9 protein-coding genes are annotated in these 17812 nt (G+C 42.9%); 4 read left to right on the plus strand and 5 right to left on the minus strand.

Annotated features, from left to right (window positions below; all coding sequences use genetic code 11):
• The first annotated feature begins 29 nt into the window (after positions 1-29).
• Positions 30-1067 carry a C40 family peptidase gene (locus QNI08_RS13125; RefSeq protein WP_285767875.1) on the plus strand — a complete coding sequence of 346 codons (1038 nt, stop codon included), beginning with the start codon at positions 30-32 and terminating at the stop codon, positions 1065-1067.
• A 226-nt stretch (positions 1068-1293) separates the two neighbouring features.
• Entirely contained in the window at positions 1294-2220 is a 927-nt protein-coding gene (locus QNI08_RS13130) for an LCP family glycopolymer transferase (RefSeq protein ID WP_285767876.1), read from the plus strand.
• A gap of 404 nt (positions 2221-2624) precedes the next feature.
• Here the strand turns inward: QNI08_RS13130 and QNI08_RS13135 are convergent, their stop codons facing one another.
• The 3 genes from QNI08_RS13135 to secA form a co-directional block, all read right to left on the minus strand.
• Positions 2625-4388 (minus strand): LTA synthase family protein, encoded by a 1764-nt coding sequence (locus QNI08_RS13135; protein WP_285767877.1) that lies wholly within the window; start codon positions 4386-4388, stop codon positions 2625-2627.
• Between the two features lie 231 nt (positions 4389-4619).
• Complete coding sequence (locus QNI08_RS13140; RefSeq protein ID WP_285768112.1) at positions 4620-5090, minus strand: SLAP domain-containing protein; 471 nt, start codon at positions 5088-5090, stop codon at positions 4620-4622.
• Positions 5090-7429: a preprotein translocase subunit SecA gene (gene secA, locus QNI08_RS13145; protein ID WP_285767878.1), complete on the minus strand. Its 2340-nt coding sequence runs from the start codon at positions 7427-7429 to the stop codon at positions 5090-5092. Before secA ends, QNI08_RS13140 begins: the two co-directional genes overlap by 1 nt.
• A gap of 504 nt (positions 7430-7933) precedes the next feature.
• Here secA and QNI08_RS13150 point away from each other — a divergent pair.
• Both QNI08_RS13150 and QNI08_RS13155 read left to right on the plus strand, forming a co-directional pair.
• On the plus strand, positions 7934-11107 hold the full coding sequence (locus QNI08_RS13150; protein ID WP_285767879.1) for a YhgE/Pip domain-containing protein: 3174 nt from the start codon (positions 7934-7936) through the stop codon (positions 11105-11107).
• Positions 11108-11195: 88 nt separating this feature from the next.
• Positions 11196-12632, plus strand: a complete 1437-nt coding sequence (locus QNI08_RS13155) for an alkaline phosphatase (RefSeq protein ID WP_285767880.1) — start codon at positions 11196-11198, stop codon at positions 12630-12632.
• A 208-nt stretch (positions 12633-12840) separates the two neighbouring features.
• On the opposite strand, the gene QNI08_RS13160 is transcribed toward QNI08_RS13155, so the two are convergent.
• Positions 12841-14907, minus strand: a complete 2067-nt coding sequence (locus tag QNI08_RS13160; RefSeq protein ID WP_285767881.1) for a SpoIID/LytB domain-containing protein — start codon at positions 14905-14907, stop codon at positions 12841-12843.
• A gap of 101 nt (positions 14908-15008) precedes the next feature.
• The gene (locus tag QNI08_RS13165; RefSeq protein ID WP_285767882.1) at positions 15009-17195 is read right to left on the minus strand and encodes a bifunctional glycosyltransferase/CDP-glycerol:glycerophosphate glycerophosphotransferase; all 2187 of its coding nucleotides are present in this window, start codon (positions 17193-17195) and stop codon (positions 15009-15011) included.
• Positions 17196-17812 lie beyond the last annotated feature (617 nt).

Here is a 17812-nt window from a genome sequence, read left to right on the forward strand (position 1 = left end):
GGGAAAAAGACATATTAGAGGTGGAAAACGTGAAAAAAAGTGTAGTCGCATTTTCGACAATAGCCGTTTTATCTTCAACCTTTGTTTCTCCTGCCCTTGCCGGTACATATACAGTCAAAAGCGGCGATACGTTAAGCAAAATCGCACAGAAACATAATACGACGGTACATGACTTAAAACAGCTTAATCATTTAAAAACCGACTTTTTGAAAATCAATCAAAAATTACTGACATCCAACTCCAAAACAACATCAAACAATTCTTCGGTTTCCGTGAAAAAAACAACGAATACCACATATACCATTGTCTCTGGCGATACGTTAACCCGGATAGCGAACAAACATAACCTGACACTTGCTGAATTGATGAAATTGAACAACCTTAAATCCGATCGAATATATGCAGGCGCAAAACTTATCGTATCCAAATCGTCTACAACCACCACCATTGAAATACCAAGCAGCTCCAAGCCATCCAATGATACACAGACCTCGGTGAATTCTGCTACCTACATTGTGGTGAAAGGTGATACACTCTCTAAAATTTCCAGCAAAACCAACATATCAGTAGTGCAACTAAAAGCGGCCAACTCATTAACATCGGATTTAATCAGGGTGGGACAAAAACTAAAATTAAGCAAATCCTCCACTCCTGCCAATCCAGGAACAAATGATGACAAGGTGGAGGCACCGAGCTCAGGCAACAAAGTGACCAAGCTCATTTCCGAAGCGAAAAAATTGATTGGAACGCCTTATTCATGGGCAGGCGCGTCCCCATCCGGATTCGATTGCAGCGGTTTTATTTACTATACATTCAAGAAGGCTGGATATGATATTTCCAGGGTTTCATCCTCTACATATTATGATATGGGCAAAAAGGTGACTTCACCTAAAAGCGGTGACCTTATCTTCTTTGCAACCGGTTCTAGTAAGTACGTGGTAAGTCATATGGGCATCTACTTGGGCGGCGGACAGTTCATCCACGCCTCATCAAGCCAGGGCGTAACAATCACTTCTACTTCGAACTCTTACTTCAATAGCAGAATCATCGGTTATAAAAGTTTATAATTGCACTGTCCGGGCTTGTACTTGAAGCCTGGGCTTTTTCATGTATAAATGGCACTGCTCATGGACCAATCACGGATATCCTTCGTTTTTTCGGATGGGAATAGGTAAAAATGCACTCTACCTACAAAAAGATACTATTCTATTTTCAGCAGAAAAAAGGTATAGTTATTGCTAGGTACTTTTTCATACCCTCCATTTTCGTTGGATGGTTCAGGGAGGAATTTAGATGAGATCTGAACATAAAAAGAAGAAAAAGAAACGCAAAACGTTTAAAATAATTGGCTTTTCCCTGCTTATCCTTTTCATAGGCGCAGGCGTTTATGCAGTTTCCGTTTATCAATCTCTGGCAGGCGCGATTCACACGATGCAGGGCACGGAGCATAAAACGGATAAGCGCGTAGATGATATTAAATTCAAGAGCAAAGACCCCTTTTCCATCCTTATCCTTGGCGTGGATGAAAGGAAGAATGACAAGGGCCGGTCAGATACGATGATTGTCATGACGGTCAATCCTAAACAAGAATCCATTGAATTATTGAGCTTGCCAAGAGACACACGAACCGAAATCATCGGTAAAGGCACGAACGATAAAATGAACCATGCCTATGCATTTGGCGGAGTTACCATGTCGATCAACACAGTCGAAGCCTATCTCGACATCCCGATCGATTATTATGTCAAAATGAACATGGAAGGTTTCCAGGATATCGTCAATGCTGTTGGCGGCGTCACCGTCGATAATGATATGGACCTTGCCTACAAAGGCTATAATTTCAAAAAAGGCACCATTGATTTAAATGGTAAAGAAGCCTTGATTTATTCCCGGATCCGTAAAGAAGATCCACGTGGTGATTATGGACGCCAAATGCGTCAGCGCCAGGTTATCCAGGCAGTCATGAAAAAGGGCTCAAGCCTATCGACACTCACCAATTATGATGATATCTTCGAAGCATTAGGGAAAAACGTTGAAACTAATTTAACCTTCAACGAAATGCTCAGCATTCAGAATAACTATAAATCTTCACTAAAGAATATTGAACAATATACACTTCAAGGTGACAATCAAAGGGTGAATGGCATCTTTTACAACATTGTTCCAGAAGATAAAAAACTCGAAGCACAAACCCGTATCAAAACACACTTGGGATTATAACCTAAAAAGGATGAATCTCTTTAGACTTCAGAACAAAAGGGTTCCGGAATACTCTCATTCCGGAACCCTTTTGTTGTTGAAAGGCTCTCAAATAAATCATCCGTGTCCGGTTGACTCAACCCATACATACACGGCACACATCCACTTTCTACCAGTATTTTCCAATGGGGTGCAAGCGTTTCGCGCAGAGCCGTATGAAACGGAAGGTTCGAAATCCTTGCGGGATATACAGGCTAGGGGGGCACCGCAGACGCAACGCGACGAGGAGGTTTCCCGGCCGTTCGCTGAATGCGAGAGCCTGCAGTGTATGGAACCGTCTCCGTTTCCTCACTTAAATTTTATGTAATTCATTATCGTTTGTTTTCCATCTCAGAAGATGACATTATTTTGGACAACCTCTTTCTTCAATCCAATTGTTTAAAATAGTCGGTAAGAATCACTTGATCACTCAGATCCATTTCCTTTTGGTCTTTTGGTGTTATTTTTTCTACCTTGCCTGCTGCGTTTATTTTCATTTGTGTTCCATAATCCCCTTTCAATATCAAGGCACTCCCCTTCTCGCCATTCAGCATGCTTTGGCCAAAGTATGAAGAGCTCTTAATATCAAACAAATCATAAAGGGTCGGTAAAATATCGACCTGTCCCGCTACCTTATCAATTGTTTTTCCTTCCATATCCTGCTGATAGATGATGACCGGGATTGGCATATATTGTTCAATCCACTCTTCATCGCTAATCTTTCGCCCATAGTACGCTTCAACCTCATGTTTATCTTTTAAAAAAAGACCATCATGATCTCCGTAAATGACAATCACACTGTCTTTCAGCTTCCCGGCATCCTTCAGCTTCTTAACGAACCCGCCGATCGCGGAATCCGTGTAATGCATCGCCTCAAAATAATTAGCCAGGTAGCTTCCTTCCTTTCCTTTTTCAGGTTTCCATGCTATTGTTTCCTTTGGCAGCGAAAAGGGAACGTGACTGGTCAAGGTCACAAAAAACGCATAATACGGATCTTGTTTCTCTTCCAGGATGTTATAGCTTTGGTTGAAAAAACTGCGGTCTCCCAAACCCATCGAAATGAGTTCATCCTGCTGCATATCTTCGATTGAATAATAATCGGAAAACCCCAATGAAGGATATGCATGCTGCCGATTCCAAAAGTCCGCTTCATCCCCGTGAAAGGCGAAGCTTTGATACCCCGACTTTTTCAACTCTTTGGCAAGGCTGGGAAAGTGATTATAAGGGAACCGAAAAAAAGTCGCACCTTGCTTCAAAGGATATAAACCCGTATTCGCGATCAGCTCACCATCTGATGAATTACCGAATACTGTTTGGGGATATACATGCGGGAAAAACAGGCCTCCTTTCGCAAGGTCATTCATGAAGGGGGTGACTTCCTGCCCGGCACTCTGCTGAAATAGCGGAAATGCCTGCAATGACTCCACCTGGATCAGGATGAGGTTCTTCCCCTTTAGTGTTCCAGATAAGCCATGGGCCGGTGTTGTCTTATTATTGAAGTAATAGGAAACGGCTCTTTTATCCTCCGCCGACATCTCATGCTTTCCTGCGTCAGCAAAGTAGGCATACGCATCCAATACATGATGCCCGATCGGACCCCAGTTTCTTAAAAAAGTATTCGCCTCATAACGCCGTGTAATATCGACCTTGTCGAGGAAAATGTTCTTGACCGGCTTTAGTCCCGCGATCATCAAAAATAGCAGCGCGGGTATAAGTGCCATGTGCCTAAGAGGATATTGTTTCCTCACGAAAGACTCGGCAATTGGAAGGACAGCCAGAAGAAAGAGGGCATCCTTGATGTCCATCATGCTGAATATACTTTCACCCAACCCATTCAGATTGCTTTTTTGCATCCATAAGTATGAATTCATGGGTGTGGCGTAATAACGATAAAACCAAATATCGGCAAGGGAAAAAAGCATGATCGATAATAGGAACAGTGAAAAAACCACGCCTTTCACGATTCTGTTCGGTACCCACTCCTTCAGGTACACGATAAAGCCGGCAACGCCTACGATGATCGTGGTAATTCCGATAGTGAGATGATTGCCCATCTTCGCATTCGTATAAATGAAAAGCATGGTCACGATTGATACCGACAAAACCTCCAATAGTCTTTCCTTCAATCGCTGATTTAGATTAAACTTCATGCTCCTGCCACTTTCCTCTTCATGATTTTCCAGGAGGTCAAGCCTGGTTACGGAAGATTCTTATAAATATTACTTAGCGTTGCCATTTATGAGAAATTGCAGACGGACAGCAGGATAAATATTTGACATAAAAAAAGCCCCCATCAACGGATGGCGGCTTCTATATGCAATTTTCTTCATGAATTTCACAGTCATCCCAAAAAAATGTGATCCCCTTTTCCCAGCCTGCGCTCATTTCCATTCAAACGCGATCTGCCAGTCTTCATCAGGAATCGATGCTGCCACCATGTCATCTTCCTCGAATGAAAAACGCCATGGCAGGCTTGAAAGGGCAGGTACCTCCCCGATTAGCGAAAGGTCAAATGCCTTTTTAGCCAATAACCTTCCGCTCCCATCGACCAATACTATATCCACGGTTTTGAACCGAATCGCTTTCTCTAATGAATTTCGTAAAAATGCGATGATAACCACATCGCCCTCTTCCCTAACAAGCTTCACCCCTGTCAGCGAAATTTGATTGGGCTTCAGCACTGGCAGCTGCTGATGGTGGAACCTATAGACGTATTCCTCTTGCTTTGAAATGTCCCAATTCTCGTGAAATCGCAGGGCAGTTTGAACAGAGTCAGCCTGCTTAAGTCCTTCATGTCCATTCGATGCGGACATGCCATTGCTATCATTGGATCCTTTACTGAATAAACGCATCAATCATCACCCTCCTCCAGGTTGCTCTTCATAAATTCAAGGAAATGGATACTGATTTCCGACTCCATTTCACTTAACATCATGTTGAATTGACTTAGCGCTTCCTTTTCATACAACATATAGGGATCCTGCTGGCCGTATCCGCTTAAACCAATCCCTTCCTTCACACCATTCATTTCGTTTAAATGGTTCATCCAATTCACATCAATATGATGCAGAAGGAAAGCACGCAGCTGGATGCCCCAGCCTTTATCCTCTCGAAAACTTTCCAGCTTCGATTTCAATTCAGCTAAAGCCTCTGTCGCCATGGCCTCAATTAGCTGGACATCCTGATCCCCAATTTCACCTACCGGCCAGTCCGCCGAATGAAAAATAAGGACAAGGTTTTCCATTAAAGCCCCCGGATGATCATCCGCCGTCAGCCTGCGAATGTAATTCTCGATGCCTTCAAGTAAGATCGCATGCAGCCGTTCCGTCTCTGAATCCAAAATCCGATCTCTCATTGCGTAAATGATTTTACTTTGCTCATCGAGGGCAAGCTCGAGCTTGAATAAATGGCTTCGGCTTGATTGATGCTGCTGCTCGACCGTTTCCTGCACCTTGCTCACGAATTTATCGGGTGCAGGTGCAACAATCAATCCTGTTTCATCCGTTTTGATTTTCTTTACATAACGCTCCATTTCTTCCTCATCATAGTAATCAAACAACTCATCTTCCAAAGAAATGATGAATTGTGTGGAGCCTGGGTCACCCTGCCTGCCGGCACGTCCTTTAAGCTGCATATCAATCCGACTGCTTTCGTGCTTCTGCGTACCAATGATATGGAGCCCACCCAAAGCTTTTACGGCTTCAGCAAGCAGTATATCCGTTCCTCTTCCAGCCATATTCGTTGCCAGCATGACTTCGTTTCTTTGACCGGCCTTGGCGATGATTTCAGCTTCAGCTCTTTCGGTCTTTGCATTAAGAATCTGATGCCCAATATTGGCCCGCTTTAAATGGAGCGATATTTTTTCCGATTGCTCGATCGAGGTTGTCCCGATTAGGATCGGTCTGCCTTCTTCATGAATCCGTTTTACAGCCGTTACAATCTGCTTGATTTTGCTTTCTTCATCCTTATATATCGAATCGGGCTTATCGATGCGAATCATCGGCTTATTGGCCTGAATTTCAATTACGGGAAGCTGATAAACATCCCAAAATTCCGCCTTTGATGGCAAGGCGCTGCCTGTCATCCCAGACATTGAATCATATAATCGGAAATAATTTTGAATGGTGATCGCAGCCTTTGTTTCATTCACTGCCGAAATTTCCAGACCTTCTTTCGCCTCGATGGCTTGATGAAGACCATCACTGAAACTTCGTCCTTCCATCACCCGACCCGTGAACTTATCGATCAAGGAAATCCGGCCATCCCTTATGATATAATCTGCATCCCGTTTCAGGATCGCATAGGCTTTAAGTGCCTGTGATGTGTTGTGTAAAAGCTCCCGATGCTCCAGATCATACAGATTTTCGATGCCAAAGGCCCGCTCAACCTTGGATGCACCTTGATCGGTAAAATGGGCAGCATTTGATTCAACCCAGACGTCATAATCTTCGTTTTTTATCAAGGACTTGATGATCTGTGCCGTGATTTCGTGGAGCGAGGTGCCATCACCGGAATTACCCGCAATGATCAATGGTGTTCGTGCTTCATCAATCAAGATGCTGTCAATTTCATCGACAATGGCAAAGTTTTGCCCCCTTTGCACCTTTTCCGCTCTGCTTAAGACCATGTGATCACGCAAATAATCGAAGCCAAACTCGGTTGCCGTTCCATATGTGATATCTGCCGCGTAGGCTTCACGCTTTTCTGCGCCCTCCATGCCGGAAATGTTCAAGCCCACTGAAAGTCCTAAAAATGCATGGAGTTGTCCCATCAGCTCTTGATCACGCCTGGCCAAATATTCATTGGCCGTGATGATATGGACCCCCTTCCCTTTCAGCGCATGTAAATAGCTGGGTAAAGCTGCCGCAAGTGTCTTTCCTTCCCCCGTATTCATCTGGGCAATGCCCCCTTCGCCCAGGACAAAGCCGCCTATCAGCTGAACATCATGGAGCCTTAGCTTCAACACCCGTTTTGCGGCCTCCCGAACAACCGCGAAAGCCTCGATTTCGATTGCCCTTATATGTTTTCCGGCAGCCAATTCCCGCTTGAATCTATCCGTCATTCGCTTTAACTCTTGATCTGAACATCTTTCATACTCGCCTTCAAGACGATTCACGGCAGCTGCCAACTTATATATTCGCTTTAGGTCTTTGGAGCTTTCCTTGAAGAATTTTTTCATACCAGATAGCATACGGACCCCTCTTCTACTAATTCGAATTGAACTCTACTGAAAGTATATCAGTTATATATTTACTGTTTATTAAAAATCATCTATATATTGAAATCAATAGTAAATCTTTTTTCATTTTCACCCGTTTTTCCCATTATCGTTTTCAAGACGTGAAGCTGTTTTAGCATGCGTTGCTTCTATTTAAAGTAGAACTTTTTTTAAAAAAATTATTATACGATTTTCATAAACAGTATACTATTTCTTACCTACTTTTTCAGAATAGCTATGAATGAACACCCATTCATATTATACTTTCATTTTCCCATCCGACTAAAGAAGCGTTTTGCAGACAAACGAATCATTATTCTCTGAAACTTTCTAACTAATTTCTTCGAAAAAAATTGAAAATATATGTAAAACCGAAGGAGGATTTAGCGAATATAGTCAGAATATACTGTGTTATGAATTGGAGCGGGACATTTCCCAACCATATTCATAACTATAAATGTATATAGGGGGTAATGTATGAAAGGTTCAGGGTTACAGTTCGGCGGCTCCACAAATAAGGCTGGTTGGGTCATTGCCATACTGGCTGTCTTATTCATTCCATTCATTTACGCAGCAATCATTCTAACTGCAAAGTGGGGTCCGTACGATAATTTGTCTAATTTGCCGGTTGCCGTAGTCAATAAGGATGCAGGTAGTACATTGGGAGATAAACCGCTTAATGTCGGTAAAGATCTAGTATCGGAGCTAAGGAAAAGCGATACCCTCGGCTGGGATTTCGTCGATGCGAAAAGGGCGGAAAAAGGACTGCAGAATACAGATTATTATATGGTCATCGAAATTCCCGAGAATTTCTCTCAAAATGTAACGACGGTTTTAGACGAGAACCCTGTTAAACCTGAATTAACATATATTCAGAACGAAGGGCTTCATTATATGGCGGCCCAAGTGACCAAAAGCGCCTCTGAGCGCATTCGTGAAAATCTGTCAAATAAAGTGACGGCAAGTTATACGAAGGCCCTTCTCTCGCAAATGGCCGGAATTGAAAACGGTTTCAATGATGGTGCAGGCGGTTCACAAAAGATCAATGATGGGGCCGGGAAACTCAAAAACGGAACGGCCCAAATCCTTCAAACCTTGCAGCAAAAAGCTCCCGATATTGATAAGCTTGCAGGCGGGGCAGCCCAGTTAAGGGCCGGAACCGGTGAAATGTACAACTCATTGGCAGCTAAGCAAGCCGATATCGGTAAGTTGGCGGATGGCGCTAACCAAGTCGATACTGGTATGCAGCAGGTAAACGGCGGTGCCCGGAAATTACATGCAGGCATCCAAACATTGAATGTTGGCATGGTCGAATTGAATTCTGGAGCCCAAAGGCTCAACGGAGGGCTTAATGATGCCAATACGGGCGCACAAAAGCTTAGTGGCGGGGCCCGTCAGGTCGACGATGGCGCTCATTCCCTTTATGCTGGTGCAAGGAAATTAACGGGAGGCGTCAATCAAGTCAATGATGGTGCTCAAAAACTAAAGGATGGAACAGGCTCTCTTTATGCTGGCGCAAAGGAACTTTCCGGCGGGGCCAATCAAGTCAATGATGGCGCACAAAAGTTGAATAACGGAGCAGGCTCTCTTTATGCCGGGGCAAAGGAACTTTCCGGCGGCGCCGATCAAGTCAATGATGGCGCACAAAAGTTAAATATTGGGGCAGATTCCCTTCATTCCGGGGCAAAGGACTTATCCGGCGGCGCCGATCAGGTGAACGATGGTGCCCAGGAGTTAAACAAAGGCACAAAGGATTTAGTCAATGGGGCAACATCACTGAATGGAGGTGCAAAACAGGTACTGGATGGCTTGGTGGATGCTGAATCTGGCAGCAACAGGCTGAAGTCCGGTATATCACAACTGGAAGCAGGCGGCAGCAAGGCGGCAGCAGGAGCAGCTGCCGTCCATGATGCGGTAAGCTCGTTGGCACCGGGGGCAAAGGATGTAGAGCAGGGTATCATAAAACTTGGAGAACAAGTTCCAGGCCTTAAAGAAAGCCCTGAATATCAGCGTTTGCTAGCTGGAAGCCAACAGGTCTCTGGAGGTTTGGGCTCCTTGGCTGGTAAAACTCCTGCATTGGCTTCGGGAACTGCCGACCTCTCAGAGGGACTTAAGCAAGCTTTAAAAGGCTCCACTGATTTAGAGGCGGGACTGAATGAATTGCTGGATGGACAAAAACAGGTATATGGGGGAACCCAAAATGTCGTCCAAGGGGCAAACCAGCTATCGAATGGTGCCGGGAAGCTTGCAGACGGGACAAGCAGTGTCGCTTTAGGTAATCAGAAACTGGCTGCTAGTTCAGGTACTCTGGCCACTGGAACGAAAGCGGTGGCAGCTGGAACAAGCAGCGTCGCTTTAGGCAATCAGAAACTGGCCGATGGCTCAGGTGCCTTGGCCAATGGCATGGAAGCGGTGGCAGCTGGAACGAATTCAGTTGCTTCAGGAAATAAGCAATTGGCCGATGGTTCAGGCGCAGTGGCAAATGGCTCGATAGCCCTTGCCGATGGTACCCGCTCAGTAGCTGAAGGAAGTGAAGCGTTGACGGTCGGCTCAGGCGCGGTGGCAGACGGTACCCGTTCGGTAGCTGATGGCAATAAAGCACTGGCGGAAGGCACGAGCACGCTTGCCAATGGCTCGGCAGCTCTTGCAGGCGGCATCCGGACTGCCGCTTCCGGAAATAATGAACTGGCAAATGGTTCAGGCAAACTGGCTGATGGGACTCGTGAGCTTGCAGTCGGAACCGGAGCTGTAGCTGACGGTAACCAAACCGTAAAAGCAGGCTGGAATAAGTTAACGATAGGGGCAAACAGACTGAATGAAGGGACGATCCTGGTAAGTGATGGTACGAATACCGTTAAAGCAGGCTGGGGTCCTTTAACTGCCGGTGTCCAACAAGTAGATGGCGGGTTGGGTGCAATCAAAGATGGCAGCAAGGAGCTTGCAGCAGGACTTTCAGGCGGAGCAGGTAAATTGAGTAACATCCATACGAATGAGCCGAATATCGACATGTTTTCAGCACCCGTACAATTGAGCGGCAAGGCCATCAATACATTCCCTGAATACCGCTATGCCAATGCACCATATATCCTTTCATTAGCGTTATTTGTTGGGGTATTGGTCATGGCTTGTCTTTTCGACTTACGGAAGCCGGCCATTCTAGAAGTTTCTTCCTTCAGATGGTATGCCAATAAGTTAGGTACGATGGCCGTATTTGTCACTGCACAGGCACTCATTGCCTCCGTATTCGCTTCATTTTATTTAAAATCAACGTTTTCAAATGGCGTCATGTTGATTTTATTCTCGATATTCGTCAGCTTAACATTCCTGGCGCTCGTGTTTTTCCTAGTGATACTGGCAGGCAATATCGGCAGATTCATTGCATTCTTATTCTTGGTTTTACAACTATCTACAACAGGTTCAAGTTTGCCTGTTCAAATGCTTCCGGAAAACCTGGAAAGAATGAGCCATTTTCTTCCGCTTACGTATTCAATCAATGGATTTAAATCAATCGTAACCTTAAATAACATGCATTTACTTTGGTCAAGCGTAAGCGCTCTTGCCGCTTTCCTGCTTGTATTCACAGTTCTTTCGCTAACAGTCATCTGGTTCAAGGCAAAACGTGTTTCGCAACAAACGCTGACTGAAGCATAGACCCCATCCTCCTCCTGAATATCAGGAGGGGATTTTTTATGGAATTTAACAAATAATAGGGAGAAACATACCTAATGGAGGATTACAGATGAAGGAAACATCAATAAACTCATTACTTCAAAAATTTTTCCAGCCCCATCTCTTTGGGTTGCTCATCCTATCCTGCCTTATTGGCATTGCCCATCCCATTCAAGCAGAAACGAAAAATACCCCGAAAAATGTCATCCTGCTAATTGGCGATGGCATGGGGTTAGGTGCAATAGAAATAGCGCGGCAATTGGAATATGGCAAAACAGTTTCCTTACATTTGGAAAAGCTGGAGCATGTTTCCCTGATGCGTACTTATTCCGCCAATAATCACGTCACCGACTCCGCTGCAGGCGGGTCCGCGATCGCCACAGGCATTAAAACCAACAATGAGTCCATCGGCGTCGATGTTAACGGCAACGAGGTCGACAGTGTATTGGATGCATTTCAGAACGATGGCAAAAAGGTCGGGATCATCTCGACCAATATGGTCGTCGATGCCACTCCGGCGGCCTTTGGTGCAAGTGTCCCGAACCGCTGGACAGGCGGAGCCCATATCGCGAGGCAGCTCTTCGATAATAGGATTGATGTCATTCTTGGCGGAGGTGCCAGCTATTTTGGAGCCGATAAGCAGAACGGCGAGGATTTAGTCAAGAAATTCAAACAAGCGGGCTATGGGATTGCAACAACAAAAGACGAGCTCAGTTCCATGGATAAAACAAAAAAACTATTGGGGCTATTTCACCCCACTTATATGAACTTCAAGCTTGATAAGGAAGTATTGAATTCCCAAGAACCATCACTGCCCGAAATGACCGCCAAAGCGATCCAGATTTTGTCCCAAGGTGATAAGGGCTTCTTCTTGATGTCAGAGGGTGCAAGGATTGACTCGATGGAGCATGCAGCTGATTTCACGGGGATTTGGAAGGAAACGATTGAATTCGATCAGACCGTGAAGGAGGTCGTGAATTGGGCCAAAGACAGAAATGATACATTGATCGTTGTGCTGGCTGACCATGAAACCATGGGAATTTCCGCCTCGGAAACGATGGATATCGCTGCTCTGAAGAAAATCCGGGTATCGACTGAATATATGTCCAAACAGCTTACATTCGATCGAAATAACCAAATCAATCCAGAAAGTGTCGCTTCCATATTCAAGAAATATGCCCATATTTCCCTTACAGATCAGGAAGTGCATCAATTCATCGACAACGTAAGGAAAAACAGAACACTCGTCTACCCGCAGCATCGGATTGATTGGGAAATCGGCAGCACCATCGCCCGGTACCATAAGGCTGGTGTGGCTGAAAGGAGCATCCGGGCTGCCAGTTCAACCGGAGGCCATACGGCCAATATGATTCCCATATTCGCGGCAGGCCCAGGCAGTGAAAACATAGATGGCGTCCTGGAAAATACCGATATTTCCAAAATCATCACTAAAGCTGCCGGTGTCCCTTTCACACCTGGTGAACACAAAGCAAAAAGCGAGGAATGATGCCATTCCTCGCTTTTGTTCCATGATATACTCAGCATCAGTTGGTTTATATACCTAAACCATGAGACCCCTGCTTAGGAAAGCATGTCCTGCAGTGATAACTCAGGGTCGGGGAGGCTCCCCAACCTCCGGATAAGCAAATGCCTGTAATGTAATGAAACGATCAAAGTGCTGATTCATGGCAATTAGGGTACAGCGTCCTTCGTCTTCATTTCTTAATGCATTTGATAGGCACAAACCCGACTTGGCTTCCCTTTTTCACTTTATACCAATCACCTTGTTGGGCCAATATGGTTAAAGCTTGATCTTCATAGAGCGTTGCGATGGTTTTGGATGATGGATTGGCCTTTTCCTGCATCCGTAATTCTCTTACGGTGACAATACCCTTTGTCTTCCTGACCAGGATTTGTGTAGACACGGTTTTCTCGTGATTGCGCGCATCCTTGGCGGATATCAAAACCGTGAACGTCCCGTTGGAAATATTTCCAAAATCCCAGTTAACGGATTGCCTCCCTTTCCTTAACTGCCTTTCGGGAAGGACACCCACCACCTTGCCTTTGCTGTTCTTGATTTCCACTGCCACTTTTGAGTTTTCATTTATCATAAAGGAAATGTTCACTTTTTCCGTACTATAATCACCCGTCGTTTCGACATCGGAAATCATGGGTGCCTTCGAATCCTTACTAACGTTGATCTTCAGTATCCCCTCTGCTTCATTCCCGCTTCGATTCCTTGCCGTTGCTACCGCTGCATATATACCATTGTGGACATCACCCATTTTCCAGACCGCTGCATGACTTCCTTTTTTTAACAATTGGTCATCGATGGGTGTAGCTACCGTTTTGCCAGCACCATCTTTAATCATGATTGATACGGCTGCAGCTTCTTTTAGCGAATAGGTGATAGTGACTTGACCGTTAACATGATCCTGCTTCGCTTTCATGTTAATTGATGACGTTTTTTTATTGGTACTCTCTTCGTCTATCACTGGTGACTCACCATATTCCCTAGCAAGGGAGGTATTAGGATAATAAAATGCTACTATCTCCTGATACGTTTGACCTGCCTCTGCCCTCGTCTTCGCCCCGAACTGACTTAAACCGACTCCATGTCCGTAGCCTGACCCAACTATTTCTACTCTGGAAGAATCTGAAGCCGAATCATCCACCAAATAGCTTTTCATCACATCCCGGCCGACCATGCCCCTGATCTTGGAAGCCGGTACATTGGTAAGCTGGACTTTTTGCTCGGAAAGCTTCCCGCTTTTATCAACGAGGCCCTTAACATAGAAATTCAGTTCAATGGAGCCCTTCGTAGCCCGGCCGCCCGTTTTTTTATCGGTGAAGCTTAAAACCGGAACCGCTGTTATTTTTATATCCCGGTTCGCATAGCCATTCCTTTTCAGCCAAGCCTTCAGATTCGGTACAACCATTTTATCTTTTTCCTGTACACTCCCCCACCACTCATCCGGCTTGGATAAGTCTTGGTTTGACAGGTCGATTTGTTTCTTATCAAGCGTTATTGTCCATTTTGTTTTCGAATCATAAACATCTTGCTTGATGGATAAATAGCCTAGAGGGTTTCCACCTGACCAAGCATTGGAATTCACTTCGGTCACTCCTCCGTTGCTAGAAGAAAAGAATGCCTCAATGATTTCCCCATTATGCTTGATTACCCTTCCCGCTGTCTGCTTGATGGCAGAATCGGTCCGGCTGTCTCCCTCCGCTCCACCATACACTTGATAGGAAATCGTATCATCGATCAGTTCCGATTGATGGTGAAGAGCATATGTCCGGGCGGCAACCGCTTGAGCTTTCAGTGCTTCAGGATGCCATATTGCAGGCATTTCCTTCGGGACCACACCCTTTAAGTAATCTTCGATGTTCACAAGATTGATAGGGCGAATGTAACCTTCCTCAACTGTAAATAAGAAGGAGCCATGATAGGGCCTTTCATTGATGGACAGTGACTTATCTCCCTTAACTGGATCGATTTTCAATGCAGCAAACAGGCCCAATTTTTTTGATTGTTTATACACGGCAAGTTTTCCCGATTCCACGTTCAGATTCATCTCTTCTCCCGCCTTGATGAATATATCGCCTTCGGAAGACCGATAATCCCCTGCTGCCGTTATGCTGATACTCGTTCGATTTCCTAAGTAGTTCTTCAATTTCACTTCCATTAATGTATTCTCTTTTGCTGCCTTTGCCTCGTGGGAAGGAAATGTAGAAAAAATGATAAAGAAAGCCAAAAACAAATATTTTAAACTCCTCATTCTTTTTCATCCTCATTCCTTACATCATTCAGAAAACCGCCTAAAGGATATCTAAACCATTAATTGAAACTTGCATCGGCAACAGAAGAGGATCATACGTACTATTTTACATTCTCGCCAAATACGGTTTTCACGACATTCTCTGATGCATTGCCATTATCCCAACCGCAGAATTTATCGTAAAAGCGATCATATGTTTCTTGATATTGAGTTTTGACTTGTTCTATTTTTGTAACGGCATCAATGATTTCATCCGTGGTTTTCACTAATGGACCAGGAACTTCTGATTCAATATCTATATAAAATCCTCTTAATGTATCTCTATATTTCTCAAGATCATAGGTGAAAAACAAGATTGGTCGTTTCAAATTTGCATAATCAAAAAATACAGAAGAATAATCAGTGATCAATATATCCGAAATCAAATAAAGTTCAGCAATATCATCGTATTTTGAATAATTATATACAAATCCTTCTAAACCATCTGTGTCGATTTCATCGGCAATAAAGTAATGCATGCGTAATAAAACGACATATTCATCTCCTAATTGCTCTCTCATTTTATGCAAATCCATTTGAATAGCAAACTTATACTTTCCAGGTTCATAAAATTCATCATCCCGCCATGTCGGGGCATATAAAATAACTTTTTTATTAAGAGGCATTTTGAGACTCTCTTTTAAATTCAGGATAGACTCCTCATTATCCCTTTTATATAAAATATCATTTCTTGGATACCCGAATTCGAGCATTTCCTTTTCGTACTTAAAGGCACTTCTAAATATATCCGATGAATATTGATTCGGTGAAATAAGATAATCCCAACGTCTTGATTGATTAAAGAAATGCTTTTTGTAATTTGGATTTGCCGAATAAATATCATTCATATCAAAAACAAGCTTCTTCAACGGCGTTCCATGCCAAGTCTGCAAATCGATATTCCCTTCACGTTTATCCAATTTTAGTGGAAGGCGTGAATTACTTACCGAAAATTTAGATGTAGCGAAATAATAATAGTAAGCTAAACTAAACCGTTTCACTTGTTTTGCATTACCTGGGATCTCTTTCCCTGTCTGATTGAAAATCCATATATATTTATAATCATAATTATGCTCAAGCATATATTCATAAATATACTTTGGACTATCCGAATAGTTTTTACCTAAGAAACTTTCGAATACGATTGTTTTTTCTTTTAGCGGCATACGCATGAACACAGAGCGATATAAATAAATGTACATTTTCTGCCTACTCTTTAATGCCCTCTTCATATTACGGGCAAAATGATGGAGTCCAATCAGCCTTTTATAAGATTCCAGTTTCCTTTTACGTAAAAGCTTTAGCTCTCTTTTTACTACAACATTAAGCTTTTTCCTTTTTGATACATCAATTTTATCAACAGAAACGGCTACTTTATTAAAAAATTCTTCAATACTTCCTTTTTTGGAAAACAGCATGATAATCTGTTTTCGATATATATTCAAAAATAACCAGTCTAAATATGAACATGCTCGTTGGTTCGTACCATATTGATCTTTCATTTGATTATAGATTGATAAAAAATCCAAAACCTTTTTTTCCCGATCCAATTGCATTAATGCAGGATTAGAAATGGGGTCATTGCGCCTGCGTTTGAAATAATAGCAACGTGTTAAAAACGGGTATTTTCCCATTTCACTTATGATAGGGACAATTAAGGATATATCTGAATAACAATCCACTTCTTCTGAAAACCGCAAATTATTCACCTGTATAAAATCACGCGAAATAAGAGTGTGCAGGATAGACATACCACGAAACGAGCGTTGAATCCCTCTTCTTAAACGCACACGTCCTTCTTGCACTTTCTCTTCAATTTCTTCTATTATCATGCCATCATCAGCTTCTTCTTCAACCATATTCCCGATTTTACTATCCTCTTTATTAGTTAACCGGACCCGCTTTCCGGTAAGCATATCGTGTTCCCCAATATTCTCGACGAGCCTTCCAATTGTATCGAGAGCAATAAAATCGTCACTATCAATAAAGTAGACGAACTCACCCGTGGCAATATCTAAACCTTGGTTACGAGCTGCGCCTACTCCTTTCCTCTCATTATTATCGATGCAGGTAATCCGCTTATCTCTATTAGCAAAATCATTGATGATAGCACCAGACTGATCCAATGATCCATCATTTATAATTAAAACTTCCAAGTTACTATATGTTTGATTAACCACTGAAGTTAAACACTCATTTAAAAATTCTTCTGTATTATATGTTGCAATAATTACTGATACCTTTTTCAATTTCAAAACTCCTTAGGTATTTAATTTCCTAATTTTAATTAATAGGTAGATTTATTATACAATATTTCAGATCTTTTGACGTCCCCAATAAACTGGATTAAAGTGGGATTTATTTCGTTGAAAACTTAGAGAGGAGCGGCTGCGATAATTGATTGCTTGTGAAATAAATTCAACTGCATAGAAGAAGGTAAAGACACTTCTCTTTTACCCATACCTTCCTAATTTTTTTACTTCAAATGCATTATTGATGGATTTTCATTGCAAAAGTAATAAAGCATAATTAAACAACGGTATTAACCTCTACAGAGAAGGAACGGAGTAAACCTTTATCAGAATTAGATAACCGTACTTTATGATTAATTAATTTTAAGTTAGATACAAATCCCATTTAATCATTAATTACTAAGAGGATTTATTTTAGAGACATAGCAGACTACTTATAAGAATAGAGTATTCATTAAAAGAGTACATAATCAATACATATAACCATAAAATCTACTCGAATACAAATAAAGGGGCGACTTACTTTTCCCTCCAAGTAAAAAGGCTGGACATGATTGAAAACATGTCCAGCTTTTTTACGATAAATATAAGCTGTATTCACCCTATATCCCTGA

The organism is Peribacillus folii (assembly GCF_030271255.1).
In the GTDB taxonomy this organism is placed as follows: domain Bacteria; phylum Bacillota; class Bacilli; order Bacillales; family DSM-1321; genus Peribacillus.

Excerpts from the sequence above, each read along its gene's own strand:
- QNI08_RS13130 (WP_285767876.1), top strand. The coding sequence starts at position 1,294 with ATGAGATCTGAACATAAAAAGAAGAAAAAGAAACGCAAAACGTTTAAA.
- QNI08_RS13135 (WP_285767877.1), bottom strand. The coding sequence starts at position 4,388 with ATGAAGTTTAATCTAAATCAGCGATTGAAGGAAAGACTATTGGAGGTT.
- QNI08_RS13140 (WP_285768112.1), bottom strand. The coding sequence starts at position 5,090 with ATGCGTTTATTCAGTAAAGGATCCAATGATAGCAATGGCATGTCCGCA.
- secA (WP_285767878.1), bottom strand. The coding sequence starts at position 7,429 with ATGCTATCTGGTATGAAAAAATTCTTCAAGGAAAGCTCCAAAGACCTA.
- QNI08_RS13150 (WP_285767879.1), top strand. The coding sequence starts at position 7,934 with ATGAAAGGTTCAGGGTTACAGTTCGGCGGCTCCACAAATAAGGCTGGT.
- QNI08_RS13155 (WP_285767880.1), top strand. The coding sequence starts at position 11,196 with ATGAAGGAAACATCAATAAACTCATTACTTCAAAAATTTTTCCAGCCC.
- QNI08_RS13160 (WP_285767881.1), bottom strand. The coding sequence starts at position 14,907 with ATGAGGAGTTTAAAATATTTGTTTTTGGCTTTCTTTATCATTTTTTCT.